This is a genomic window from Bradyrhizobium sp. PUT101 (assembly GCF_052043945.1).
Taxonomy (GTDB): Bacteria; Pseudomonadota; Alphaproteobacteria; order Rhizobiales; family Xanthobacteraceae; genus Bradyrhizobium.
In genome coordinates, this window is sequence record NZ_CP197207.1 from 4,516,507 (window position 1) to 4,539,228 (window position 22,722).

Here is a 22,722-nt window from a genome sequence, read left to right on the forward strand (position 1 = left end):
GGCCGCGGCAGCATCACTGGGATCTCGTCTCCGGTCGCGCAACCAAACTGTCAGTGAGGACATCATGAACAGGGCATTCGAGAGCGAACGCAGCGATTTCGAGTTCAATTCCGAGATGGACGAATTCGGCGAGGCAGAATTCGGCGAAGCGGAGTCCGATGAAGCCGAATTCGGCGAAGCGGAGATCCGCGATCACCGGCGACGGTTGTCGCGTCTGCCGCCGCGCGCTTACCCGCAACGGCCATACACATCGCGCGTCAGCGCACCGTCGTTCCGTTACTCGCCGTCCGGCCAGGCTTCGCGCTACTACGCGGCGCGTCCCTATCGTTCGACTGTCTATGGCTCGCGTCCCTTTGGAGCCAGTCGGTGGTGGTCGGCGCGGCCAGTCTATGGATCGCAGGTTTACGGGATGCAGCAGCCGTTACGTTATGGCTACTGGCAGCAGCCCTATACGGCCGGCATAGCCCCGCGCTGGCGCCGCTGGCGTCGCTGGTATGGCGGTGGCTGGCCATACGGCCAAATGCGGTACCCGCAGCCCTACGACGAACCGCAATACCCCGAGCCGGCTTATGTCGAGCCGCCGCCACCGCCTCCGGTTGTTGCGCCGATGGTACAGATGGCGCCGCCGCCTGACGCTGAGCCGCCAAGTCCCGCGCCGGCCGAGCCACCCACCGGCCAGTCAGGCGAGTTCTTTATCGAGCCGGAGGCCTTCGAATTCGAGTCGGAATACGGCTACGAGGGCGAACAGGACGAGTTCGAGGACGAATACGAACAGGGCTGGTATACGCCGAAGCGGCTCACGGGTCCGTGTCCTGCCTACGCGCCCGGCGAGGTCGCGAAGTCGAGGACCGAGGCGGGTCACCTTCCTGCCGATGTCTTCCCGCAGCCAAGCCAGGCGCTGGTCGCGGACTTCGGCGTCGATTGGCGCCATACCAAGCCGAGCCTCGCCCATGACGCCACGCTGCAGGCCTGGCTTGCGAGCGCAATCGCCGAGATGCGGGCCAATCCCGCGGTCGGTCTCTCGGTCGTTGGCTTCAGCGATTGCGTGGGGCGTGAGAACAACAACAGCTTCCTGCGCCGCGGCCGGGCCGAACGCGTGAAGGAACTGCTGCTGCGGCTCGCGGGTCCTGACCGCGCATTCCTCAGCTCGAGGCTCGACGCCTGGGCGGCACCGAGGGACGAATTCATCGCCGACAACGGCACGGTTGCCGGGCGCGCGCAGAACCGCGGGGTGCTGATCATGAAGTCGGAGATCATCCGCGTCACCGGGGCCGCGCCCGGTCGTGGCCGGCGATCAGGCCCGTAACGCACTGACGACAACGGGAGGGTGACATGACGAGCCCATTCAATATCTCCAAGCCGTTCCGCACCCGCAACCTGTGGCCGGCGCAGGGCCAGGCGACGCCCGAGGAGTTCTATATCGAACCCGAGGCGTTCGAATTCGAGCCGGAGTTTGACGAGTACGAAACCGGATGGGCCGAGTCCGAAGGCGCCTTCGCTGAATATGAAGCGCCGCCGCCCCGGGCAGTATGTCCGCCGTATCAGCGGGGCGAGGTGGAGAAGTCCCGAACCGCGCAAGGGCATCTGCCATCCGACGTCACCAGGCCCAGCAGCGGCGGCTTGTTGGTCATGGATTTCGGCGTCGATCAGCCCGCTCCGAAAGCGTCCCTGAGAAGAGACGCCGCGCTGAGGAGCTGGCTCAAGGAGATCATCCAGGTTGCTCGCGCCAATCCCAGCACCACCATCTCGATCACCGGTTACAGCGATTGCGTCGGCCGGGAGAAAGACAACCGTGCCCTTCGCCTCGGCCGCGCGCGACAGATGGCGCAACTGCTCCAGCAGCTTGCCGGCTCCGACTGGAGGTATCTGAGAGGAAAGGTCGGAGTTGCCGCGGCATTGCCCGGTTCCTACATCGTCGACAACAGCACGGTGCAAGGACGCGCGCAAAACCGTGGCGTGCTCATCGAGAGCAAGCGCGAAATCTCATTTGCTCAGGAGCCTGTCACAGCGCGCTTCCCGGCCCCCACGCCCAACATCGAGGAAGACCCCGAATATATCGGGCGGGTCATCCTGAGGGCCCGCGAGCTGTTTGGGCGCACCGGCAAGTGGGACCAATTCGGCATGCCCGTCAACGAGGCGAAGCGACGGCGAATCCTGTGTCTTGTTGACCAGATTGCACGGCCCGGAAACGACATGCGGTATCTGACGGCTGACGCCGTGGACCGGTACGACCGGTACGTTGACATGACAGAACCGGAATTCAGCGACGCGATCGAGTTCCTGATCCCATCCGTTCGGGCCTGGGGCCAGGCCCCTCACCTCGCCAAACCGGGTCCGAAAAAGACAGACAAGGAGATCTGGCGCGACATGACCATCCTCGAGGAGAGGATCCGTGGCGGCATACGCATGATCAATCAGATGTTCGAGCTGCGACAAAGCGCGGTGTCGCAGCGTGTCCGGCGGTTGAGAGATTGGGTGGCAAAGCAGCAGATCAATCCTCTCAGCCTCTACCCTTGCTTCAAATGATGATGCTCATCGAAACAATCGCGCGTCGCAACAAGCCGGTCGACCTGCGGAGAAACGAGGGGAACTGTGGCAAGCAACTTCCGGATCCCACCGGACACGTTCGAATTCGAAGCCGGATTGCCGGCGGTCATCGCGCTACGGCAAAACGCTTCGACCGATCCTCTCGACTAAGTGCCCGAATTGCCGTTGTGAGCGCGCCGCGCGGCGCGTCGCATCTGTAGCGCACGGTCTGTCACGCCTAGGCGCTGCGCGGCGAGCTGCAGGCTCCCGTCCTCGCTGTCGATGGCGATGCGTATGGCGGTTTCGGCGGCGGCCTGGCTGATTTCCTTCAATCCGGCTCCAATGTCGACCGCATGGCGGATCGCCTGCTCGAAATCCGCGTTGAGCCACTGGCCATCTCCGGCGCCGATCACGGGATATTCGTCGACAGGCACATCGCCGACGGTGATCGGGCCCGGTCCGACATGGCGGCTGGCGATGCGCGCCACAAGATGTCGCAAATCCCGGACGTTGCCCGGATACACCCGCGCGAGCAGCAAACTGCGCACTGCGGGCTCGAAGTCGAGGTCCGGAATGTCGGGGCGGAACAGGCGCAGAAAATGCCGCGCCAGCGGCAGGATGTCCTCGCGTCGTTCCTGCAGGCTCGGCACCCGGACCACCCAGCTGGCGATGCGATAGTACAGGTCGTTGCGGAAACAGCCGTCCGCGATCGCCTCGATCAGGTTCTTGTTGGTTGCACTGACGAGGCGAAACGCGGCGTGCCGCCAGACGTTGCCGCCGACGCGCTTGTAGGTGCCCTCCTGGATGACGCGCAGCAGCTGCGCCTGCAGCGGCATCGGGAGCTCGCCAACCTCGTCGAGAAACAGCACACCGCCGTCGGCCGCTGCGAAAGCGCCGTCGCGCATCGTCACGGCCCCGGTGAAGGCGCCGCGTTCGTGTCCGAAGAACTCGCTGCCGGATAGTTCCGGCACGATCGTCGTGCAGTCGACGACGATCAGCTCGCTTTCGGCCGCGTTCGAATCCAGCTGGTGGACGAGACGCGCGAGCAACTCCTTGCCGGTGCCGCTCTCGCCGGTCAGCAGGACAAAGGCGGACGTGAAGCGGGCAATCTCGATGACTTGACGCAGCGTCGCGCGCCACGCTGCGGTCCCGCCGACCAGCCGGTCCATTACCGCTGCGGACTGCATGAGCGCGTCGACGGCCTGCCAGCGCGCGAACCGCGCCTTGATGCGTTCGGCGACGCCGGCTGCCGACGACCATGTCAGCAGGTCCGATGCGCCGGCGTGCAACAACTGCCAGGCCTGCGCACCGTCTGCGGCCGCGCCAGCGGTCTCCAGCACCAGGACCCGCCCGTGATTGCGCGTGTGCTCGCGTACGAATTCGCAAATGTCCTCGTTCAACCGCGCGATGCACAGAATTCCGTCGCCCTCCGCACTGGAATCGAACGGGCGTGGGCGAATGCCCGCGCCGGCGAGCGATTCGAGCAACGTCTTTCGGTCGCAGGACTCGTTCTCGTCCCATACATGCAACCACGGCTCACGATGCATGGCCTGCTCCGGACAGGAAATACAGGACCTCGCGATCCTGCCCTCAGGTGCGAACGGCTATTACGTGATCGTCAGTGCCGTGCCGGAATTCCCGGCACTGGCTCTCGCGAGCCGGGCAGTGCGAAGGCTGCCTACTCGATAGCAACGGCATTGAAGCAAAGACGGGGTGGCTCGATGGAGCTCCGGCAATCGAAGAATATGATCCAGCACCAAACACGGGGCGACTCCAGAACGCAGAATCGACGCGGCAAGGGGGCAGAACTTCATGCTTGCTCAGCTTGGCGGGAGTTTCTCATGCTGGTTGAAATCGGGAAAGACCCGAATCTGTGCCGCTGGAAAAATTCCCTCGATGGAGCAGGATGGCGCTTGCGTCAATGTAATCGTCGCCTCAACCGACAGTTGTAAATTCTGATTCCCCGGCTGATGATTTCAAATGGATTGATTCAATTTAAGCGGGAATACCATCCTTTTCGCCAATCAAGCGGCATCGAGGGGGATCGCTGTGATTGGCAGACGGCTTCGGCCTTGCGTAAGTCCTTGATCCTGCAGCCGCCGTCTACTGTGCATGGGGTTGTTTTCGTGCTTTTTGTGGCTGCTGCCGGAAAGACCCTCAGCCCGCCGCCCGCTTGAACCCACTCCTCGCACGATCCGACCTAGCAACGTGCCGCCATCCGGCGGGACCCTGGTGATCCCCAACGATGTTCGACAAATCCTACCGGCAGCGCCTCGAAGCCGATCTTGCGCAATGGGAAGCTGATGGCGTGATCGCGCCGGCGGCGGCCGCCTCCATCCGCAATGCGCTGCCGCCGCTTCCGGCCGCCATCAACGTCGCCGTGGTCGTCGCCATCGTCGGTGGCCTGCTGATCGCAGCCGCGTTCCTCGCCTTCGTGGCGGCGCACTGGACGGAGATCGCGCGGCTGTTGCGGTTCGCGATCCTGCTCGCCGGCATGGTCGTCACCGGCGCGCTCGGCGCCTGGTTCGCTGCGACCGGCCGCAACGTTCTCGCCGATCTCTGCGCCAGCATCGGGGCGATCATCTTCGGTGCGGGCATCGCGCTGGTCGGCCAGATGTATCATCTCGGCGAAGATTTTGCCGGCGGCATGCTGCTGTGGTCGATCGGTTCGTTTGCCGCCGCACTGCTGACCGGCTCGCGCGGTGCGCTCGCGGTCAGTCTCGTCGCCGCCAGCATCTGGACCTGCATGCGGACCTACGATGCACCCGACGTCCTGCATCTTCCGTTCGTGGCGGTCTGGCTGATCGCAGCAAGCCTCGCCTTCGCCTGGAATTCGCGCGCTGCGGCTCATCTCGTCGCGCTCGCGCTGTTGCCGTGGTGGATTGCGACGTCGCTCCGCTTCGAATTCGATGGAGCCCAGCCGTCATTCGCGCTCGCGAACGGCGCGGCCCTGTTGTTCGGCGCCGGGCTTGCGATCGCCGCGGCACCCTCGCCGCGGGCGCTCCGCCTCGGAACTGTTCTGTCGATCTACGGCGCGTTTGCGCTGGCCGGCGTCGCCGTCCTGGAAGTGACGACCGTCGACGACATCATCCGCCTCCGGACCGGCACGGTGCCATCCGAGCCGCTTTGGGCGATCCTGTGCGGCGTTGCCGGCGTGATCCTTGCGCTCGTGTCAGCCGCGATCACCAGGCGCCCGGGTGAAGTCCTGGCGGGATGCGCGATCGGGCTCGTGCTGGTCGCGGCGCCGCTGTGGCCGGCATCCACGGCCGGCGAGCCCTGGTTCGCCTATGCCGCGCTGCTCTGCGCCATGCTGTGCCTCGTCGTGTCCGGCATGCTCGATGCAGCGCGTCCGCGCATCGTCGCCGGCTGGCTCGGCATCGCCGGCGTCATTGCGGGCATCACCTGGGCCGTGAAGGGCTCGCTGCTGCGCCGATCGGCCTTCCTTGCCGCCGCGGGCGTCGTGGCCGTCCTGTTCGCAACCGCGCTCGATCGCGTGCTGCCGAGGGCCGGGCGATGAACGAGATGATCGCGTCCGTCACCGGGTTCTGGCAGCGCATCCCGAAAGCCGCGCTGTTCGTCACCGCCGTCTTGCTGCAATGCGCGCTGCTGGTCCTGATGGTCGCCGACCGCATGCAGATCCTGCGCGAAGGCACGGAGGTCACCTTGCAGACCCAGCCGGTCGATCCCCGCGATCTCCTGCGCGGCGACTATGTCGTGCTGCGCTACGACATCTCGCAACTGCCGGCCGGCGCGCTCGCCGGCCAGCCGGCCGACGCACGCAATCCGGTCGTGTTCGTCAAGCTCGCCCCCAACGCCAGCGGCCTCTACGCGCCGGTCTCGGTGCATGCCGAGCCCGTCACGGTCACGGCGCCCGAAGTGCTGATCCGCGGCCGCGTCGCCAATCACGGCGGGTCCTGTGGCTCGGGCCGACGCACCTTCTGCGACAACCTGCTGATCAAATACGGTCTCGAGAGCTACTTCGTCCCCGAAGGCGAGGGCCGAAAGCTCGAGCAGGCCCGCAACCAGCAGAAGCTGCGGGTCGTCGCCGCCGTGCTGCCCTCCGGCCGCGCCGCCATCAAGCGGCTGCTGCTCGACGGCGAGCCGGTCTATGAGGAGCCGTTGTACTAGCGGCCGGTCATTCCGGGCGCCGATTTCAACGCCCGCCGCAGCACGTCCCACATTCGCGGCTCGCTCATCTGTGCCACGTTGAAGCGCATGAAGTGCGACGCCGACTGCGACACGCTGAACACGTTGCCCGGCGCGAGCACGACATTCTCCTCGAGCGCGGCGCGCGCAACGGCCGTGGCATCCAACCCGTCGGGAAGACGGCACCACAGGAAGAAGCCGCCGCGCGGCATCAGCCACGGCTCGATCCCCAGCGCCTGAAGCTTTCGCGCGACGTCGCGCCGCGTGCGCGTGAGCCTCTGCCTGAGCTCGTCCATGTGCTTGCGATAGCTGCCGCCGACCAGGACTTTCTCGATGATCTCGGTCGCGACCGGGCTCGGCCCGCCGAAGCTGGTTGCGACCTGGAGGTCGACGAGATGCTCGATCCAGTCGGCGCGGGCCGCGATGTAGCCGCAGCGCACCGACGCCGACAGCGTCTTGGAGAAGCTGCCGATGCGGATCACGCGGGTGAGACCGTCCAGCGCGGCAAGGCGCGGCGAGCGCTCCGGCTCGAAGTCGCCAAAGATGTCGTCCTCGATGATGGTGAGGTCGTGCGCGGCAGCCGCGGTCAGAAGCCGGTGCGCGGTCGCGAGAGACAGCGTCGCGCCGGTCGGATTGTGCAGTGCTGAATTGGTGATGTAGAGCCGCGGCCGTTCGCTGCCGAGGATCTGCTCGAAGCGGGCGACGTCCGGGCCCGACGGTGTGGTGGGCACGCCGACGATCCTTGCCTGATGTGCGCGCAGCAGTGCTCGGAAATTGAAGTAGCAGGGATCGTCGACCAGCACGGTGTCGCCGGGACGGAGCAGGAAGCGGCAGACGAGGTCGGTGGCCTGCGTCCCCGAGCCCGTCAGCATGAGCTGGTCGACTGACGCCTCAACTGCATCTTCGGCCAGCCGCGTGATCAGCAGCCGGCGCAGCGCCAGTGCGCCGCGCGTGCTGCCATAGTCGGTCAGCAGGCTCTCGTCGGCGCGCGCCAGTGCACGGACGGCCCGCCGCAAGCCGGCCTCCGGCATCCAGTCTGCCGGCAACCAGCCGCAACCGGGCTTGAGCACGGCTGCATCGGCGTCGAGCGACTGCCGCGACACCCAGAACGGATCGACCTCGCGGTCGCGCCGCGGCTCGACTTCGGCCAGTGCGAGCGGCGGCGCTGCCATCGGGGAGACATAGAAGCCCGAGCCGCGGCGCGCGCGGATCAGGCCTTCGGCAGCGAGCCGGTCGTAGGCCTCGACCACCGTGGAGGGCGAAACGTCCATGGTCGCGGCAAGGCTGCGGATCGAGGGCAGGCGGTCGCCGGCGCTGAGCGCACGGCCCGCGACCTTGGCGCGGACCGCGCTCATGACGTCAGCGGTCCGCGTGCCGTTGCGGCCCTTCATGCGTGTGTCGGTGTCCATGTGTATGGCCTTCCATACCAATACAGTTTTACGAGATTGTATGGGATTGTCGCTGGCGCCGCCACGGTCGAAGGGGATAGATGGCCGCGCCAGGGAATGAGGTGACATGCAATCTGCGGGCAGCGGCTGGGGCAACGGTCTCCTGGGCGTCATTATCTTCAGCGGGTCGTTGCCGGCGACGCGGGTTGCGGTCGGCGGCTTCTCGGCGCTGTTCCTGACGTCCGCGCGCGCAGTGATCGCCGCGCTGCTGGGGGCTGCGCTGCTCGGCCTGCTCCGTCAGGCGCGGCCGGCACGGACGGATCTCGCCTCGCTTACGATCGTCGCCATCGGCGTCGTGGTCGGCTTCCCCCTGCTGACGGCGCTCGCGCTCCAGCACATCACCTCCGCGCATTCGATCGTCTTCATCGGCCTCCTGCCGCTGTCGACCGCGATCTTCGGCGTGCTGCGCGGCGGTGAGCGGCCGCAACCGCTGTTCTGGCTGTTCGCCGTGCTCGGCAGCGCCACGGTGGCCGGCTTCGCCCTCTCCAACGGCGGCTCGGCGTCGCTCACCGGCGATCTCTTGATGGTGGCCGCGATCGTGCTGTGCGGCCTCGGCTATGCCGAAGGCGCCGCGCTGTCGCGCCGCCTCGGCGGATGGCAGGTGATCTCCTGGGCGCTGTTGCTCGCGCTGCCGTTGATGGGGGCGCTCGCAATTCTGACATGGCCGTCGACGTGGAGTGGCGTCACTGTGCCCGCCTGGATCGGGCTAGCCTACGTCTCCGTCTTCAGCATGTTCGTCGGCTTCATTTTCTGGTACCGCGGACTCGCGGTCGGCGGCATTGCCCGTGTCGGCCAGTTGCAGCAGCTGCAGCCGTTCTTCGGTCTCGCGCTCGCAGGCTTCCTGCTGCATGAGCCCGTCGCCTGGAGCATGATCGCCGCGACCGCGCTCGTGGTCGTCTGCGTCTTCTTCGCGCGACGGTTCGCGTGAGGCCTGTGCCTCACGCCTCCCCCATCACCGTCCGCGTCAACGCGCTCCTTGCAAACTTCTTCAGCGGCATCGGCTTGCCGAACAGAAAGCCCTGCACGAGGTCGAAGCCGAGCTCGTTCGCCGCGACGAGGTCGGCGCGGCTCTCGACCCCTTGGGCCACCGCGCGCGCGCCAAAGCCCTGCGCCAGCTCGACGATGTGACGGCACACGGTGCGCTTCAGCCGATCACTGCCGCTGCCGGTGACGAATTGCCGATCGGCCTTCAGCTTGACGAAGGGAATTCTGTCGAGTCCCATCAGCGACGGCCAGTTGGTGCCGAGATTGTCGATCGACAGGCCGATATTGTGCAGGCCCACCTCGCGTGCGACCTCGGTCAAGAGATCAACCTCGCGGATTGCCTCCTCGCTGTCGATCTCGACCGTCAGTCCGCCGAAGGCCGGATGCGTCGGCACGCGGCGGCAGAGATCCCGCACCGCCTGCGGTTCACTCAGATAGGAGGCGGGGAGATTGATCGATAGATCGACCGGGCTTTGTTGTTCCAGAAGATAGTGCCAGTCCTGCACGGCGCGATCGATCACGAATTCCGACAGACCCCGGAAATGCGGATCGTGCGGCTCCGGGATGAAATAGGCCGGCGGCACCACGCCCCAGGTCGGATGCCGCATCCGCACCAGCGCCTCGGCGCCGCTGCGGACCAGCGTACGCGCGTCGATCTTGGGCTGGTACCAGAGCTCGAGCCAGCCGGCGTGCAGGGCCTCGCCGACATGGACGGCCGGGCTCGGCGCCGGCTCATCCGGCAGCAGCATCGCCACACGCTCGCGCAGCGTCTCCGCGGCAAAGGGCGTGGTGAGCGGCGGCAGCATAGCAAGGCCATATTCCTCACCGACCTGCCGCACGGCCTTGACGATGATCGACTCGCGGGCACCGACGGCAAGGACCCTGCCGGCAAATGCCTCGCGGACCAATATTTCGAGGAATCGTCCCGGCTCGATGCCATCGGCGGCGACGCCGAGCAGGATCACGTCCGGCAACTCGGTGGCGAGCACGGTCCGCAGCTCGTCGGCGCTGGCGCACTCGCAGGTGACGAAGCCGAGATCCTCGAGCACCTCGCTGAGAAAGGCGCGCAAGTGCCGCTTGCTGTCAGCCACGCAGGCGCGCGGCGTCACCTTTCGCCGTCCGAAGGTCACAGGCCTTCGTCCGACGAGTTCAGTAATCCCATCGTTCATCGTACACCACTCCCGTTCCGTGACGGTTTTTTAAACGGCGAGCGCGGATTCAAATAAGGAGAGCTTCACATCGTTCTTGAATAATTTGAGTAACGTTAAGCTCTGCAATTCGAGCTAATTTGTCGACAGAATCTTCGAAAAGAGTTCGCACACCCAAGCACCACACGCGCAGCGACGGTCGGCGCACGTAAAATGTCTCCCGCGCGCATTGGGTGTGCAACTTGCCGATCGACGACGTCGCGCAATGCGGTTGCGCTGTCGCCGCGACGCAGCGATGAGGCCGGCGGAGGATTAATTGCCGGCGATCTTTTCGTGTCACGCCAGCCCGCGTGCTCGTTCAAGGGGCGCGGCTGGTTCGTGTTTGTCGTCGCGGTCGGTGGTGCAATTGCCTTGCGGCGGCAACGTCTGCGCCATTGTCGTCGACGTGAGCGTCGGCGCGCGCACCGGCAACGCCACCATCGTCAAGCTCGTCGAGCGGAGCTCATCGGCATTCCACTTCTGCAGTTCTTGTCGCGCACCGGAGCGACAGCCGCACTGGAAGAACCCGTCTTCCCGCCATGCGCGCATATCGCGCTTTCGCGCGTGGTGGTTCTGCGACAATGGGATCCGGGCCGGCGGCGGCGAATGTGAAGTGCATCACATGCACATTGCTGCACCTGCGCTATTGCTCCGCGCAGCCGGTGGTGGGCTGTCGAGGACTACAGCAATGACGATGCGGCGAATGATGTCTTGGTGGTTCAGATTCGTGGTGTCAGGGCGGTTTTTCGATCGCTTCCTGAGCCTGCCGCGCGCGCCGCGCGCCTAGTTCGGCCCGATCAGTTTGCGGAACGCCGCCGCACCGTCCTGCATCGCGTCGCGTCCCTTCCAGGCCAGATAAGTCAGCTTTCCGCCGAGTGTGTCGTGGCTGCGCAGCCGCCGCGATCCGAGAATGTGGCCGACATTGGCGGGGAAGCGGCTCACCTCGGCGGACACCAGCGCCGCGATCGCGTCCATCAATTGCTGAAGGCGGACGCCCCAGTCGCAATGTTCGATGCCGTCGATGCGGACCTTGAGCGCATACTCGGTGTCATAGATTTCGGCGAGCAGGTCGCGGGCAACCAGCACCCGGTTGTTCCGGAGCGCGATACGAAGCGCGAGGCGCTTGTCGTCGAGCCGGTCGAGGACCATGTGAACGACGCAGGCATAGGGCGTGGCGGCGACGTCTGCCGCGGCCTTGCTCGCAGCGGCCTTGGTGGCAAGCCGCACCAATTGCCAGGACGTCTTCAGACGTCGCGCCACCAGCGCCAGAGCGAAGGGCAGCGCCTTGGGATGGGCTTTCTTGAAGGCGTCGAGCTGCGCGGCGATCTGGACGACCTGGCCGTCGTCGAATTTTGCGATCCTCTCGGGCAGCTTCTCGTTGAACTTCGGTAGCGCATCGCCGGCGCGCAACACATGCAACATCTTCAAGACGTCATCGAAGGCGGTGCGCGAGGCCGTGTATTGCGCGAGCTTGGCTCGCGCCAGTTCGGTGCTCTCGGACGAGGTGAGGGTGCTCTCGAGGACCTTGACGACCTTGGTCTGGAAGGTCGACGCGATTTTCTGCACCTCCTTCGGGTTGTTGGCCGCGACCTGGTCGTTGACGGCCTTGATGTAGTCGCGCGCCATGGTCGGCAGCAGGTCGCGGCAGATCCACTCCCAGATCGGGGTGAGGGTGTTGCGCGAGATCCGCCCCATGTTGGCATGCTCGGGCGCGCCGTCGATCAGCAGCAGCTCCAGCGGCACGAAGAAATAGCGCGAAGGGCTGGTGGCGCGTGCCTGGGTCGATCCGTCCTTGCGGAACTCGGCGCGCAAGCGGGACTGGATGTCGGCCGAACCCGGCATGTCGATGCCGCACAGCTCGAGCCGCTCGAGCTCGCTGAGCAGACAGCTGCGCGACAGCGGCGTCAGCCTCTGCAGGAATTCCGACAGTCGATCGATCTCGTTCATGGCACGCATCTTTCGCAGCGTGTCCCGCTGGCTTGCGGGCCCAATGCGTGGAGGCATTTGCGCGCTCAACCTCCCTAGAGAAGCAAGTCGCCGTTAATTAATCCGTAAAACCGGGGGGCGGGCGGGAATCGGGGACCAGGGGGAGCCGTCCGACCGCTCAAGATCCGCGGTGGGAACTCAACCCCTGCACGGTCGAAGGCGGCGGCACGCAAGCACAAATTGTGCCGAGGCCGCCTTTTTAGCGCAGAACGGCCTAAATCACCGTAATCTTACGGAGAAGAAAGTTAAGCACAGACCGGCCCCGGTTCCGCTAAACGAGTGACATGGGGTCACAGAATGATACGGCCACTGATTCGCGGCCGTCGGAATGGGACGAAGGCGGCGCTGAGCGAGCTGACGAGCCCGATTTCGTCCGTCTGAGCGCCGCCCGTGCCAAGGCGGCCGACGAAATGGCCGCTGCCATCGCCCGCGAGCTCAACGGCCCCCTGACTGCGCTCCTGCTCTACATGGGCGAGATCAAGCATCACAGCGATCAGCTCGTGCCTGTCGCGGGCGATCGTGCCTATTTGCAGCGGGTGGTGGAGAACGCGCTGATACAGACCGAGCGCGTTTGCGGTCTGGTCAAGCAGCTCGCCGGCCCCGACAAGGGCGGCTTGCCGATTCCGTCCAGCACCGAGGAGGCGCAATCGAAAGCCGCCCGCGCGCTGCAGCCGCAGCGCGTGCCGGCCGCCGAACTCGTCGGCCCGTCGGGCCAGAAGCGGTTGACGAAGCGCGAGCGCGAGGTGCTGAGGCTGATCAGCGAAGGCTACTCGAACAAGCAGGGCGCGCTTCGCATGCAGATCAGTCCGCGCACCTTCGAGAGCCATCGCGCCGAGGCGATGCGCAAGCTCGGTGCGCGCAACACCGCGGATCTCGTCCGTGCGGCGCTGCTGCATTCGATCGATTGAGGCGGCGTGTTGCGCCGCCGGCGAGCGGTGCGCCCGCCACATCTCTCGAGAGGTTCGGAAACCCGTTGCGCTCAGAAATAATCTTCGGCGAACGGGCGCGCGTGGGAGGCGGGACGCAGCGGCTTGATCTCTTCCTTCGGCGCGTTCGGAATGATCGTGATGATCCAGCGGGGAGGCACGCTCGATTCCTGCTCAAGCACCGAACGCACGAAGCCGGTCACGGTGGACTCGCCAGCCTTCACCGTCGCCATCCGGCCATTGAACTGTGCGATGCGGAAGCGACGAACCTCCTTCTGGTCGGCCGTCTCGTACTTGAACATTGGAAACCCTCCTGGTTTTCCAGGGACTATCGCCACCTATGATTAGCCATCTATGAAAATTCCAAACCGTAGAAGTACGGCGGGTTTCGCGCGGTCTGTGCAGGGGCGTCTTCGAGCGAAGTGGATACCGGTTCGCGCAAGGAGAACGCGTCAACGCGAGATGCTGCGCGATTTCCGTCCGATTCCATAGGAAGGAAGATGGCTCTAGACCTGCGGCTCTTGCGCACGCGCGGCGGCGTAGGCGGCATCCATCAGGTCCAGGAGAGCGCGGAAATCGGCCTCGCCGAGGCCCTGCGCGGTCTCCTCAAGCCGCAACGCCAGCGCGGCAAGCCTGAGATAGCCGAACGTCCCGGCCGCGCTCTTGAGCGAATGCGCCTCGCGCGCGATCCGGGCGTGGTGCTGCGCAAGCGAGAGCGTGCGGAACAGTTGCAGGCGCACGCAGGTCTCGCTCCAGAATACGTCGCGCACTTCACAGGCAGCATCCTCGCCGATCTCGCGCACCAGCGCTTCGTATGCGCGCGGCTCGCGCGCGGGGGCGGCATCGAGCGCCTTCCGCGCAGGTGCGACGGTTACGTCAAACATGGCCTTGCCTGCCTTGATCATCGTTCGTTGTCGCGCGGCGCGTAACCGGCGCGAGGCACGTGCCGTGTCTACGGCATCGGAATTTCAGTTCCGGTAGCAGGATGGCCGGTGTTTGCAGGCCGGTATTAGCTGGCGGTTTACCAATCGCCCGCGGCGTTCAGCGCGTGCCGAGCAGCCGCTCGTACTGGGCCTTCACTGTGGCGTAGCATTCGCACGCCGTCTTTCGCAGGCCGGCCAGGTTGATGATCTGGATGTGCCCGCGGCTGTAGTGGATGAAATCGGCCTGCTGCAGGGAGTGGGCGACCAGCGACACGCTGTTGCGCCGTGCCCCGATCATCTGTGCCAGGGTCTCCTGGGTCAGCAGCAGCCGGGAGTCGCCCGACAGATCATGGGTGTGCAACAGGCACCGCGACAGCCGCGACTCCACCGGATGGGCGGCGTTGCAGCCCGCGGTCTGCTGCACTTGGACGTAGACCGCCAGCCCGTGGCGCGTGAGTGACGTGCGCAGGGTGCTGCTCTGGTCGGCGGCGATCCGCAGCGGGTCCAGATCCACCACCGAGGCGACGCCGGGAACCAGCACAAGGGCGGTGTTCAACGCGGACTCCTCGCCCATGGTCGAGAGCGTTCCGAGCAGGCTGTCGCGGCCGATCATGGCGACCTGCACATGCTCGTCCTTGGCCAACTCCACCACCAGCGAGATGACGCCGCGGTGGGGAAAATAGGCGCGCTTGAGCGTCTCGCCCGTCTCGACCAGCACCGCGTCATGGGGCAGATCAACCGTTCGCAGGTACGGACGGATCAATTCATAGTCGTCCGCCGACAGTGCGGTCAGAAAGCCGTTGGGTGGACGCGCCATCGTTTCCAAAGCTGCCTCCCCTGTTTCTGCCCCCTCGAATCGCGACGCGCGAAACTACGTCCTGCGCGGTTAGTTCATCATGTTCAGGCCGGGATATATTGGCAATTGAAATAGGTTGTCCGGCCGCGGCAATCGGTCCCTGCGGCGCTGTGTGCTTGCGAAACGGTGCGCTTGCGGCAGCGACTGCACGGGAAGCTCCGATTTCAAGCATGGAAGCAATTCCGGGGAACAGCACGACCGCGTCCATCGGATGCCATCGGCAAGTGCCCGCCTGTCACTTAGTTGTACGCTGAGAAAATACTACTCTAAAGGTTGTGTCGCAGTCCAACAATTTTCGGGTGACGATCGCCGGGGCTGGTGAAGCCGGACTGTGCGCGCTTGAACACGAACAGTTCGATCTGACGATCATCGACGTCGTCATGCCGCATTGCCTGGCAGAGCATCGCCGCGGCAGCGACATTGCCTCGGCTGCGCGGCGAGGTTAGCGCGGCGCGAGCCGCTATGGCCGAAGGGTAAGAGTTCGTTTACCCCATGCGCGGACTGCGCACATCGGAGCGATACCGCGAAACGCAGATCGCGAGCGCACCGCTGGTTGCGGGCGGCTCGATCCAACCTCCCGCAGGCCGTCTTCAATGCTCTTCACGAGCAGGACTTTCCCGCGCGCCTCGCCCGGCTGTTGTCGGCCCGTTTACCTCGCACGTCGACTCCGTTGCGGCGTGGAGCCGGTTTTGCCGAAAAGCGCTGGAGCATGCCGTCGAACCGCAAACTTCTCTTCAATATCCGTAGTAGGACGGAGGATGAAATTAACGGGACTGTGAAAGGGGATGTCTAACGATCGAGGAGAGGGCGTCCGTCCGTGCCAAGGGTGGCTCAGGCGTCCAGTTTAAATCAGGTCAGTAAGGCGTAGCTCATGGATGATCTGTTGCGGGAGTTTTTGACGGAGACCAGCGAGAGCCTGGACACCGTGGACAATCAGCTGGTGAAGTTCGAGCAGGAGCCGAACAACGCCAAGATCCTGGATAACATCTTCCGCCTGGTCCACACCATCAAGGGCACCTGCGGCTTCCTGGGGTTGCCGCGGCTCGAAGCGCTGGCGCATGCCGGCGAGACGCTGATGGGCAAATTCCGTGACGGCATGCCGGTGACCGGGCAGGCGGTGACGGTGATCCTGTCCTCGATCGACCGCATCAAGGAGATCCTGGCTGGCCTGGAGGCGACCGAAGCCGAGCCTGAGGGCAACGACCGCGACCTCATCGACAAGCTGGAAGCGATGGTCGAGCAGGGCATGGCGGCGATGGCTGCCGGCACTGCCAGCGCTCCTGTCGCCGAGTCGCCGCCGCTGGCGCCGGAAGCACCGCTCGCCGAAGCAGAGCCTGCAGCCGCCAAGGAGTTGACCACGGGCTCGCTGATCGACCAGACCCTGGAACGCCCGTTGCGCCCGGGCGAGGTCTCGCTCGACGAGCTCGAGCGCGCCTTCCGCGAGACCGCGATCGAAGCGCCGGCACCCGCGCCGGTTGCCAAGGCTGAAGTAAAGGCTGAAGCAAAGGCTGAGCCCGCCCCCGAAGCGCCTGTCGCGAAGGAAGCAAAACCCGCCCGGGAGAAGGCCGCGCCGAAGAAGTCGACGGCCGACGAGGGCGCCTCCGAGGGCGACCGCATCGCCAACCAGTCGATCCGCGTCAACGTGGATACGCTGGAACATCTGATGACCATGGTCTCCGAGCTGGTGCTGACCCGCAACCAGCTGCTGGAGATCTCAAGGCGCAACGAGGACACCGAGTTCAAGGTGCCGCTGCAGCGCCTCTCCAACGTCACCGCCGAGCTGCAGGAAGGCGTCATGAAGACGCGCATGCAGCCGATCGGCAATGCCTGGCAGAAGCTGCCCCGCATCGTCCGCGATCTCTCCAGCGAGCTCGGCAAGCAGATCGAACTGGAGATGCACGGCGCCGACACCGAGCTCGACCGCCAGGTGCTCGATCTGATCAAGGACCCGCTCACCCACATGGTGCGCAACTCCGCCGATCATGGCCTGGAGACCCCCGCCGAGCGCCTGGCGAGCGGCAAGGGCGAGCAGGGCACCATTCGCCTCTCCGCCTATCACGAGGGCGGCCACATCATCATCTGCATCGCCGACAACGGCCGCGGTCTCAACACCGAGAAGATCAAGACCAAGGCGCTCTCGAGCGGTCTCGTCACCGAGGCCGAGCTGGAGAAGATGAGCGAAGCCCAGATCCACAAGTTCATCTTCGCGCCGGGCTTCTCCACCGCGGCCGCCATCACCTCGGTGTCGGGGCGCGGCGTCGGCATGGACGTGGTGCGCACCAATATCGACCAGATCGGCGGCACCATCGACATCAAGAGCGTGGCCGGCGAGGGCTCGAGCGTCACCATCAAGATCCCGCTGACGCTCGCCATCGTCTCGGCCCTGATCGTGGAAGCCGCCGGCGACCGCTTCGCCATCCCGCAGCTCTCGGTGGTGGAATTGGTGCGGGCCCGCGCCAACTCCGAGCACCGCATCGAGCGCATCAAGGACACGGCGGTCCTCAGGCTCCGCAACAAGCTCTTGCCGCTGATCCACCTGAAGAAGCTGCTCAAGATCGACGACGGCGCGGCCTCCGATCCCGAGAACGGCTTCATCGTGGTGACCCAGGTCGGCAGCCAGACTTTCGGCATCGTGGTCGACGGCGTGTTCCACACCGAAGAGATCGTGGTGAAGCCGATGTCGACCAAGCTGCGCCACATCGACATGTTCTCCGGCAACACCATTCTGGGCGATGGCGCGGTGATCATGATCATCGACCCCAACGGCATTGCGAAAGCGCTCGGCGCCGCCGGTTCCTCGGCCCACGACATGGGCGACGAAGCGGCCGGCCATCACATCGGCAGCGGCGAGCAGACCACCTCGCTGCTGGTGTTCCGCGCCGGCTCGTCCCAGCCCAAGGCGGTCCCGCTCGGGCTCGTCACCCGCCTGGAAGAGCTCCCCGCAGACAAGATCGAGTTCAGCAACGGCCGCTACATGGTGCAGTACCGCGAGCAGCTGATGCCGCTGGTGGCCATGGAAGGCGTCACCATCGCCAGCCAGGGCGTCCAGCCGATCCTGGTGTTCGCCGACGACGGCCGCTCCATGGGCCTCGTCGTCGACGAGATCATCGACATCGTCGAGGAACGGCTCAACATCGAGGTCGGCGGCTCGTCCTCGGGCATCCTGGGCTCGGCCGTGATCAAGGGCCAGGCCACCGAGGTGATCGACGTCGGCCACTTCCTGCCGATGGCGTTCTCCGACTGGTTCACCCGCAAGGAGATGAAGCCGTCGATGCACTCGCAGTCGGTGCTGCTGGTCGACGACTCCGCCTTCTTCCGCAACATGCTGGCCCCGGTGCTCAAGGCCGCCGGCTACCGCGTCCGCACTGCGCCGACCGCGCAGGAGGGCCTCGCCGCGCTCCGCGCCCAGAGCTTCGACGTGGTGCTGACCGACATCGAGATGCCCGACATGAACGGGTTCGAGTTCGCGGAAGTGATCCGTTCCGACAACAACCTCGCCGCGACGCCGATCATCGGCCTGTCCGCGCTGGTGTCGCCGGCGGCGATCGAGCGCGGCCGTCAGGCCGGCTTCCACGACTATGTCGCCAAGTTCGACCGTCCCGGCCTGATCGCGGCGCTGAAGGAGCAGACCGCGGGCGCTGCCGGCGCTTCCGAGCTGAGCCGGGCAGCGGCTTAAGACAGGATCAGGAGACAAGCGATGACCAGCAAGACGCAAGCAAGCGAAGGCACCATGGTCGAATACGTCACCGCGATGATCGGCGGCCAGCTGTTCGGCCTGCCGATCTCCCGCGTCCAGGACGTGTTCATGCCCGAGCGCGTCACCCGCGTTCCCTTGTCCTCGCGCGAGATCGCGGGCGTCCTGAACCTGCGCGGCCGCATCGTCACCGTGGTCGACATGCGCGCCCGTCTCGGCCTGCCCAGGGCCGAGGACGGCAAGGTGCCGATGGCGGTCGGCGTCGACCTGCGCGGCGAATCCTATGGCCTGCTGATCGACCAGATCGGCGAGGTGCTGCGCCTGTCCGAGGACGGCAAGGAAGAGAACCCGGTCAACCTCGACCCCCGCATGGCCAAGCTCGCCGGCGGCGTCCACCGCCTCGACGGTCAGCTCATGGTCGTCCTCGACATCGATCGCGTCCTCGAGCTCGAAACCAAAACGCAAATGGCTGCCTGAACCGACGAAACCATCGAAGCCGGAGAACCAAAATGAAGACGTGTTTGGTGGTCGATGATTCCAGCGTGGTGCGCAAGATCGCGCGGCGGATCCTGGAAGGTCTGGAATTCGAAGTTACCGAGGCCGAGGACGGCGCGAAGGCGCTCGAAATCTGTCAGCGGCAGCTGCCCGATGCGGTGCTGCTCGACTGGAACATGCCCGTCATGGACGGATTCGAGTTCATGGGCCACATGCGCCGCCTGCCCGGCGGCGACCAGCCCAAGGTGGTGTTCTGCACCACCGAGAATAACGTGGCTCATATCGCCCAGGCGCTCAGCGGCGGCGCCAACGAGTACATCATGAAGCCTTTCGACAAAGACATTATCGCCGACAAGTTCGCTGAAGTTGGTTTGATCCCGGTCGGACAAGCCATGGTCTGAGTGTGTCTGACCCGAGTGTTCGGGCCAGAGTGTTCCAGTACAGCTTCCGAGAGGCCATCCGTGACCCCGACCGAGTATGAGTATCTGCGTAAGTTCCTGAAGGACAATTCCGGTCTCGACCTGTCCGCAGACAAGCAATATCTGATCGAAAGCCGCCTGCTGCCGCTCGCCCGCAAGGCCGGCTTCTCCGGCATCGCCGAACTGGTGCAGAAGCTGCAAGCCGGCTCGCGCGCGCTGATCACCGACGTGGTCGAGGCGATGACCACCAACGAGACCTTCTTCTTCCGCGACAAGGTCCCGTTCGATCATTTCCGCGACCACATCATGCCCGAGATCATCAAGGCGCGGGCCGGCCGCCGCAGCGTGCGGATCTGGTGCGCCGCCGGCTCGACCGGGCAGGAGCCTTATTCGCTGGCGATGTGCCTGAAGGAGATGGGCGCGGCCCTCACCGGCTGGCGCATCGAAATCATCGCGACCGACCTGTCGCAAGAGGTGTTGGAGAAGGCCAGGGCCGGCGTCTACAGCCAGTTCGAGGTGCAGCGCGGCCTGCCGATCCAGATGCTGGTCAAATATTTCAAGCAGACCGGCGAGACCTGGCAGATCAATCCCGAATTGCGGGCGATGATTCAGCATCGCCAGCTCAACCTGCTGCACGATTTTGCCCAGCTCGGCACCTTCGACGTCATCTTCTGCCGCAACGTGCTGATCTATTTCGACCAGGACACCAAGATCAACATCTTCAACCGGCTGGCACGCCAGATCGAGCCGGACGGCTTCCTGGTGCTGGGCGCCGCCGAAACCGTGGTCGGACTGACCGATACGTTCAGGCCGATTCCGGAGCGGCGCGGCCTCTACAAGCCGAACGATCCGCGTGCGGCAGCAGCCAGGCCGGTTCTCGCCGCAGCGACGCCGCGCATGGTGGCGATGGCGGGACAATAACATGGCCGAGGATGGCAAGGGCGCGGAGCGCGTGACGTTCAGCCGCGGCTATGATGTCTGCATCATGGCCATCGACGGCACCTGGCGGCGGGACTGCAAGCTCAACGCAATCTCCGACACCGACGCCATCCTCACGGTGGAAGGCTCGATCCAGGGATTGAATCTGAAAGAGTTCTTCCTGCTGTTGTCGTCAACGGGCCTCGCCTACCGCCGCTGCGAGCTGGTCCGCGTCAACGGCGCCGAAATGGACATCCAGTTCCTGCGCGGCAAGAACAGGAAGAAGCGCGGTGCGGCCGGCGGCCACGACGCCGCGGCGTGATCTGGCCGCAGCTGTCGCCACTGTTCCCGGCACGTTGCTTCACATTTGCTGAACACATTCGAATCAATTGGCCGCAGCAGCTTTACATCGCCTAAGCGCGGGCCGTGTATCCATTGACGGTCTCAATCTCAGGATACGGCAATGCCCAGAAGTTCTCTCTCCCCCATCCCATCAAACCTGCCCGACGTCGCCGAGCGGCGTCCGCTCCAGCTCCTGGTGGTCGACGACGACGCCACGCAGCGCCATCTGATCACGGTCGCCGCCAGGCAGGCCGGCCACGAAGTCACCGTGGCGCCGTCCGTGACGGACGCGATCGAGAAGCTCCGCACCGCGCGCTTCGACTGCGTGACGCTCGATCTCGTGCTGGAGGATGGCGACGGCATCGACGTGCTGCGCGAGATGGCGAGCGCGAAATTTGCGGGCTCCGTGATCGTCATCAGCGGCATGGACGGCAGACGCCGCAGCGCCGCCCGCAGCTTTGCCCGTTCCGTCGGGATCGAGCTGCAGAGCCTGCCGAAGCCGCTCGATCTCGCGGCACTGCGCATCAGCCTCGCCAATCTCGGCAAGATCGCGATGGGTCTGCCTGCGATCCACACCTGGGGTGGTGTCGTCAACGACGCGATTGTGGAACGGCACCGCGCCTAAAGCATGATCCGGAGAAGTGCGCAGCGGTTTTCCGAAAAGACCATGCTTAAACAACAGCCTAAAGCGCGATGACGATTCATCCTGATCGCATCGCGCTTTAACGCGCGGAGCTGCCATGCAAGCGGCTGCGGCGGCTCCGCCGCGCTGCTTGCGGCTTAGGCCGGACTGCCGGACTCCGACAATTGTTGCAGGGTGTGGTCGAGCACCGTCCGGCAGGCAATGAGTGCGGCGCTCGCCGTGGCGTAGCGCGGCGTGACGTCGTCGAGCACGACAATCTCATTGGAACCCGCGACAACGCTCACGTGCCCTCCCGCGTCTTCCTCCGCCATGACTGCGTCGATCAGGCGCAGACTGATGTCGATGCGCGCGATCAGAGAGCGAAGATCGGTTGCGATCAACTGATGGCTGTCAGTTGTACACGTCGTGACAAGCGGGGCTTTGCCAGCGAAATTTAGCATGGATATTCTCCGTATCCCGCAATTAGGCACCTTGCCGCTACTTGTGCGTTAAGTCCATGTCCCGTACAAATACGGGTGGGCCGAATCCGCGCCGAGCGCCATAAGGGTTGGCGCGGACGCGAGTCCTTCATGCCAACCGGATGTGGCACATGGCCGAACAAAGCTCTCGCGGTGAAATCTTCGTAGTGGACGACGACCCTGCCGTTCGCGACACCTTGTCCATGGTGTTGAAGGCGGCGGGCTATGACGTGATCTGTTTTGCGGACGGTGCAGCATTGCTCTCCGTCGCGCGAAGCCGCACACCGGCTGCGATTTTGCTCGACGTGCATATTCCCGGAAAGTCGGGTCTCGACATCCTGAAGGAGTTGCACGGCGAGGACTATCCGGCGCCGATCTTCATGATCTCCGGTCAGGGCGACATCGCGATGGCGGTGGGCGCGATCAAGAGCGGCGCCCTCGACTTCATCGAGAAACCGTTCCGCGGCAGCGAGATCGTCGGCCGGCTCGACGAGGCGATCGGCGCCTATGCACGCAGGCAGGCGCAGAATGCCGCGCCGAAGTTCGGCTCGCTGCATTTCCCCGGACGCGAGCCGTTGACGCGCAGGGAGCGCGAGGTGCTGGAGCAGTTCGCCTCCGGTGCATCCAACAAGGAAGCCGGCCGCACCCTCGGGATCAGCCCGCGCACGATCGAGGACCATCGCGCCAACATCATGAAGAAGCTCGGCGCGCGCAATGCCGCCGATCTGATCCGCATCGTGATGACCGCAGCCCAGCGCGCGTCGTAGGACG

Annotated in this window: 23 protein-coding genes; 15 read left to right on the top strand and 8 right to left on the bottom strand. The window is 65.1% G+C overall.

The genetic code is table 11. From position 1 onward, the window contains the following. Positions 1-64 precede the first annotated feature (64 nt). Together ACSHT2_RS21860 and ACSHT2_RS21865 are read left to right on the top strand one after the other, a co-directional pair. The gene (locus ACSHT2_RS21860) at positions 65-1,306 is read left to right on the top strand and encodes a hypothetical protein (RefSeq protein ID WP_440636470.1); all 1,242 of its coding nucleotides are present in this window, start codon (positions 65-67) and stop codon (positions 1,304-1,306) included. A 26-nt stretch (positions 1,307-1,332) separates the two neighbouring features. Beyond that, positions 1,333-2,526 carry a hypothetical protein gene (locus ACSHT2_RS21865; protein WP_440636471.1) on the top strand — a complete coding sequence of 398 codons (1,194 nt, stop codon included), beginning with the start codon at positions 1,333-1,335 and terminating at the stop codon, positions 2,524-2,526. Between the two features lie 167 nt (positions 2,527-2,693). Here the strand turns inward: ACSHT2_RS21865 and ACSHT2_RS21870 are convergent, their stop codons facing one another. After that, positions 2,694-4,013: a sigma 54-interacting transcriptional regulator gene (locus ACSHT2_RS21870; protein ID WP_440636472.1), complete on the bottom strand. Its 1,320-nt coding sequence runs from the start codon at positions 4,011-4,013 to the stop codon at positions 2,694-2,696. Between the two features lie 758 nt (positions 4,014-4,771). Between ACSHT2_RS21870 and ACSHT2_RS21875 the strand changes: the two genes are divergently transcribed. Together ACSHT2_RS21875 and ACSHT2_RS21880 are read left to right on the top strand one after the other, a co-directional pair. Further along, the gene (locus tag ACSHT2_RS21875) at positions 4,772-6,043 is read left to right on the top strand and encodes a DUF2157 domain-containing protein (RefSeq protein WP_440636474.1); all 1,272 of its coding nucleotides are present in this window, start codon (positions 4,772-4,774) and stop codon (positions 6,041-6,043) included. After that, positions 6,040-6,654: a GDYXXLXY domain-containing protein gene (locus ACSHT2_RS21880; protein WP_440636475.1), complete on the top strand. Its 615-nt coding sequence runs from the start codon at positions 6,040-6,042 to the stop codon at positions 6,652-6,654. The genes ACSHT2_RS21875 and ACSHT2_RS21880 overlap by 4 nt, the downstream gene beginning before the upstream one ends. Here the strand turns inward: ACSHT2_RS21880 and ACSHT2_RS21885 are convergent. Beyond that, complete coding sequence (locus ACSHT2_RS21885) at positions 6,651-8,081, bottom strand: PLP-dependent aminotransferase family protein (RefSeq protein ID WP_440636476.1); 1,431 nt, start codon at positions 8,079-8,081, stop codon at positions 6,651-6,653. The genes ACSHT2_RS21880 and ACSHT2_RS21885 overlap by 4 nt on opposite strands. A gap of 106 nt (positions 8,082-8,187) precedes the next feature. Here ACSHT2_RS21885 and ACSHT2_RS21890 point away from each other — a divergent pair, with 106 nt between their 5' ends. Next, positions 8,188-9,048 (top strand): DMT family transporter, encoded by an 861-nt coding sequence (locus ACSHT2_RS21890; RefSeq protein ID WP_440636477.1) that lies wholly within the window; start codon positions 8,188-8,190, stop codon positions 9,046-9,048. 10 nt (positions 9,049-9,058) lie between these two features. Here ACSHT2_RS21890 and ACSHT2_RS21895 read toward each other — a convergent pair whose 3' ends face one another. Further along, complete coding sequence (locus tag ACSHT2_RS21895) at positions 9,059-10,273, bottom strand: EAL domain-containing protein (protein ID WP_440636479.1); 1,215 nt, start codon at positions 10,271-10,273, stop codon at positions 9,059-9,061. A 295-nt stretch (positions 10,274-10,568) separates the two neighbouring features. Between ACSHT2_RS21895 and ACSHT2_RS21900 the strand changes: the two genes are divergently transcribed. Further along, positions 10,569-11,078, top strand: coding sequence for a hypothetical protein (locus ACSHT2_RS21900; RefSeq protein ID WP_440636480.1), 510 nt, complete (start codon positions 10,569-10,571; stop codon positions 11,076-11,078). Here ACSHT2_RS21900 and ACSHT2_RS21905 read toward each other — a convergent pair. Beyond that, positions 11,075-12,238 carry a hypothetical protein gene (locus ACSHT2_RS21905; protein WP_440636481.1) on the bottom strand — a complete coding sequence of 388 codons (1,164 nt, stop codon included), beginning with the start codon at positions 12,236-12,238 and terminating at the stop codon, positions 11,075-11,077. The two genes, ACSHT2_RS21900 and ACSHT2_RS21905, sit on opposite strands and share 4 nt — an antisense overlap. A 323-nt stretch (positions 12,239-12,561) precedes the next feature. Here ACSHT2_RS21905 and ACSHT2_RS21910 point away from each other — a divergent pair, with 323 nt between their 5' ends. Continuing rightward, positions 12,562-13,185 (top strand): response regulator transcription factor, encoded by a 624-nt coding sequence (locus ACSHT2_RS21910; protein WP_440636483.1) that lies wholly within the window; start codon positions 12,562-12,564, stop codon positions 13,183-13,185. Between the two features lie 71 nt (positions 13,186-13,256). Here ACSHT2_RS21910 and ACSHT2_RS21915 read toward each other — a convergent pair whose 3' ends face one another. From ACSHT2_RS21915 to ACSHT2_RS21925, 3 genes are all read right to left on the bottom strand, one after another. Further along, positions 13,257-13,505, bottom strand: coding sequence for a hypothetical protein (locus ACSHT2_RS21915; RefSeq protein ID WP_319331040.1), 249 nt, complete (start codon positions 13,503-13,505; stop codon positions 13,257-13,259). 204 nt (positions 13,506-13,709) lie between these two features. Next, complete coding sequence (locus ACSHT2_RS21920) at positions 13,710-14,087, bottom strand: Hpt domain-containing protein (RefSeq protein WP_440636484.1); 378 nt, start codon at positions 14,085-14,087, stop codon at positions 13,710-13,712. A 157-nt stretch (positions 14,088-14,244) separates the two neighbouring features. Continuing rightward, on the bottom strand, positions 14,245-14,943 hold the full coding sequence (locus ACSHT2_RS21925) for a Crp/Fnr family transcriptional regulator (protein ID WP_440642899.1): 699 nt from the start codon (positions 14,941-14,943) through the stop codon (positions 14,245-14,247). Positions 14,944-15,281: 338 nt separating this feature from the next. Between ACSHT2_RS21925 and ACSHT2_RS21930 the strand changes: the two genes are divergently transcribed. The 7 genes from ACSHT2_RS21930 (at position 15,282) to ACSHT2_RS21960 (ending at position 21,475) form a co-directional block, all read left to right on the top strand. Continuing rightward, positions 15,282-15,428, top strand: coding sequence for a hypothetical protein (locus ACSHT2_RS21930; RefSeq protein ID WP_319331044.1), 147 nt, complete (start codon positions 15,282-15,284; stop codon positions 15,426-15,428). A 425-nt stretch (positions 15,429-15,853) separates the two neighbouring features. Next, positions 15,854-18,658, top strand: coding sequence for a hybrid sensor histidine kinase/response regulator (locus tag ACSHT2_RS21935; protein WP_440636485.1), 2,805 nt, complete (start codon positions 15,854-15,856; stop codon positions 18,656-18,658). A gap of 21 nt (positions 18,659-18,679) precedes the next feature. Continuing rightward, positions 18,680-19,153 (top strand): chemotaxis protein CheW, encoded by a 474-nt coding sequence (locus ACSHT2_RS21940; RefSeq protein ID WP_440636486.1) that lies wholly within the window; start codon positions 18,680-18,682, stop codon positions 19,151-19,153. Positions 19,154-19,185: 32 nt separating this feature from the next. Further along, a complete protein-coding gene (locus tag ACSHT2_RS21945; protein ID WP_028181013.1) occupies positions 19,186-19,572 on the top strand; it encodes a response regulator in 387 nt (128 codons plus the stop codon). A 60-nt stretch (positions 19,573-19,632) separates the two neighbouring features. Continuing rightward, positions 19,633-20,511 carry a CheR family methyltransferase gene (locus ACSHT2_RS21950; protein WP_440636487.1) on the top strand — a complete coding sequence of 293 codons (879 nt, stop codon included), beginning with the start codon at positions 19,633-19,635 and terminating at the stop codon, positions 20,509-20,511. 1 nt (position 20,512) lies between these two features. Next, entirely contained in the window at positions 20,513-20,830 is a 318-nt protein-coding gene (locus tag ACSHT2_RS21955; protein ID WP_011083221.1) for a hypothetical protein, read from the top strand. Positions 20,831-20,971: 141 nt separating this feature from the next. Then, positions 20,972-21,475 carry a response regulator gene (locus tag ACSHT2_RS21960; protein ID WP_124163971.1) on the top strand — a complete coding sequence of 168 codons (504 nt, stop codon included), beginning with the start codon at positions 20,972-20,974 and terminating at the stop codon, positions 21,473-21,475. Positions 21,476-21,630: 155 nt separating this feature from the next. Here ACSHT2_RS21960 and ACSHT2_RS21965 read toward each other — a convergent pair whose 3' ends face one another. Next, positions 21,631-21,933 (bottom strand): hypothetical protein, encoded by a 303-nt coding sequence (locus ACSHT2_RS21965; protein ID WP_440636489.1) that lies wholly within the window; start codon positions 21,931-21,933, stop codon positions 21,631-21,633. A gap of 149 nt (positions 21,934-22,082) precedes the next feature. Between ACSHT2_RS21965 and ACSHT2_RS21970 the strand changes: the two genes are divergently transcribed. Continuing rightward, positions 22,083-22,718 carry a response regulator transcription factor gene (locus ACSHT2_RS21970; protein ID WP_061880295.1) on the top strand — a complete coding sequence of 212 codons (636 nt, stop codon included), beginning with the start codon at positions 22,083-22,085 and terminating at the stop codon, positions 22,716-22,718. Positions 22,719-22,722 lie beyond the last annotated feature (4 nt).

Excerpts from the sequence above, each read along its gene's own strand:
- ACSHT2_RS21860 (WP_440636470.1), top strand. The coding sequence starts at position 65 with ATGAACAGGGCATTCGAGAGCGAACGCAGCGATTTCGAGTTCAATTCC.
- ACSHT2_RS21865 (WP_440636471.1), top strand. The coding sequence starts at position 1,333 with ATGACGAGCCCATTCAATATCTCCAAGCCGTTCCGCACCCGCAACCTG.
- ACSHT2_RS21875 (WP_440636474.1), top strand. The coding sequence starts at position 4,772 with ATGTTCGACAAATCCTACCGGCAGCGCCTCGAAGCCGATCTTGCGCAA.
- ACSHT2_RS21880 (WP_440636475.1), top strand. The coding sequence starts at position 6,040 with ATGAACGAGATGATCGCGTCCGTCACCGGGTTCTGGCAGCGCATCCCG.
- ACSHT2_RS21885 (WP_440636476.1), bottom strand. The coding sequence starts at position 8,081 with ATGGACACCGACACACGCATGAAGGGCCGCAACGGCACGCGGACCGCT.
- ACSHT2_RS21890 (WP_440636477.1), top strand. The coding sequence starts at position 8,188 with ATGCAATCTGCGGGCAGCGGCTGGGGCAACGGTCTCCTGGGCGTCATT.
- ACSHT2_RS21895 (WP_440636479.1), bottom strand. The coding sequence starts at position 10,273 with ATGAACGATGGGATTACTGAACTCGTCGGACGAAGGCCTGTGACCTTC.
- ACSHT2_RS21905 (WP_440636481.1), bottom strand. The coding sequence starts at position 12,238 with ATGAACGAGATCGATCGACTGTCGGAATTCCTGCAGAGGCTGACGCCG.
- ACSHT2_RS21910 (WP_440636483.1), top strand. The coding sequence starts at position 12,562 with ATGGGGTCACAGAATGATACGGCCACTGATTCGCGGCCGTCGGAATGG.
- ACSHT2_RS21915 (WP_319331040.1), bottom strand. The coding sequence starts at position 13,505 with ATGTTCAAGTACGAGACGGCCGACCAGAAGGAGGTTCGTCGCTTCCGC.
- ACSHT2_RS21920 (WP_440636484.1), bottom strand. The coding sequence starts at position 14,087 with ATGTTTGACGTAACCGTCGCACCTGCGCGGAAGGCGCTCGATGCCGCC.
- ACSHT2_RS21925 (WP_440642899.1), bottom strand. The coding sequence starts at position 14,943 with ATGGCGCGTCCACCCAACGGCTTTCTGACCGCACTGTCGGCGGACGAC.
- ACSHT2_RS21935 (WP_440636485.1), top strand. The coding sequence starts at position 15,854 with ATGGATGATCTGTTGCGGGAGTTTTTGACGGAGACCAGCGAGAGCCTG.
- ACSHT2_RS21940 (WP_440636486.1), top strand. The coding sequence starts at position 18,680 with ATGACCAGCAAGACGCAAGCAAGCGAAGGCACCATGGTCGAATACGTC.
- ACSHT2_RS21945 (WP_028181013.1), top strand. The coding sequence starts at position 19,186 with ATGAAGACGTGTTTGGTGGTCGATGATTCCAGCGTGGTGCGCAAGATC.
- ACSHT2_RS21955 (WP_011083221.1), top strand. The coding sequence starts at position 20,513 with ATGGCCGAGGATGGCAAGGGCGCGGAGCGCGTGACGTTCAGCCGCGGC.
- ACSHT2_RS21960 (WP_124163971.1), top strand. The coding sequence starts at position 20,972 with ATGCCCAGAAGTTCTCTCTCCCCCATCCCATCAAACCTGCCCGACGTC.
- ACSHT2_RS21965 (WP_440636489.1), bottom strand. The coding sequence starts at position 21,933 with ATGCTAAATTTCGCTGGCAAAGCCCCGCTTGTCACGACGTGTACAACT.
- ACSHT2_RS21970 (WP_061880295.1), top strand. The coding sequence starts at position 22,083 with ATGGCCGAACAAAGCTCTCGCGGTGAAATCTTCGTAGTGGACGACGAC.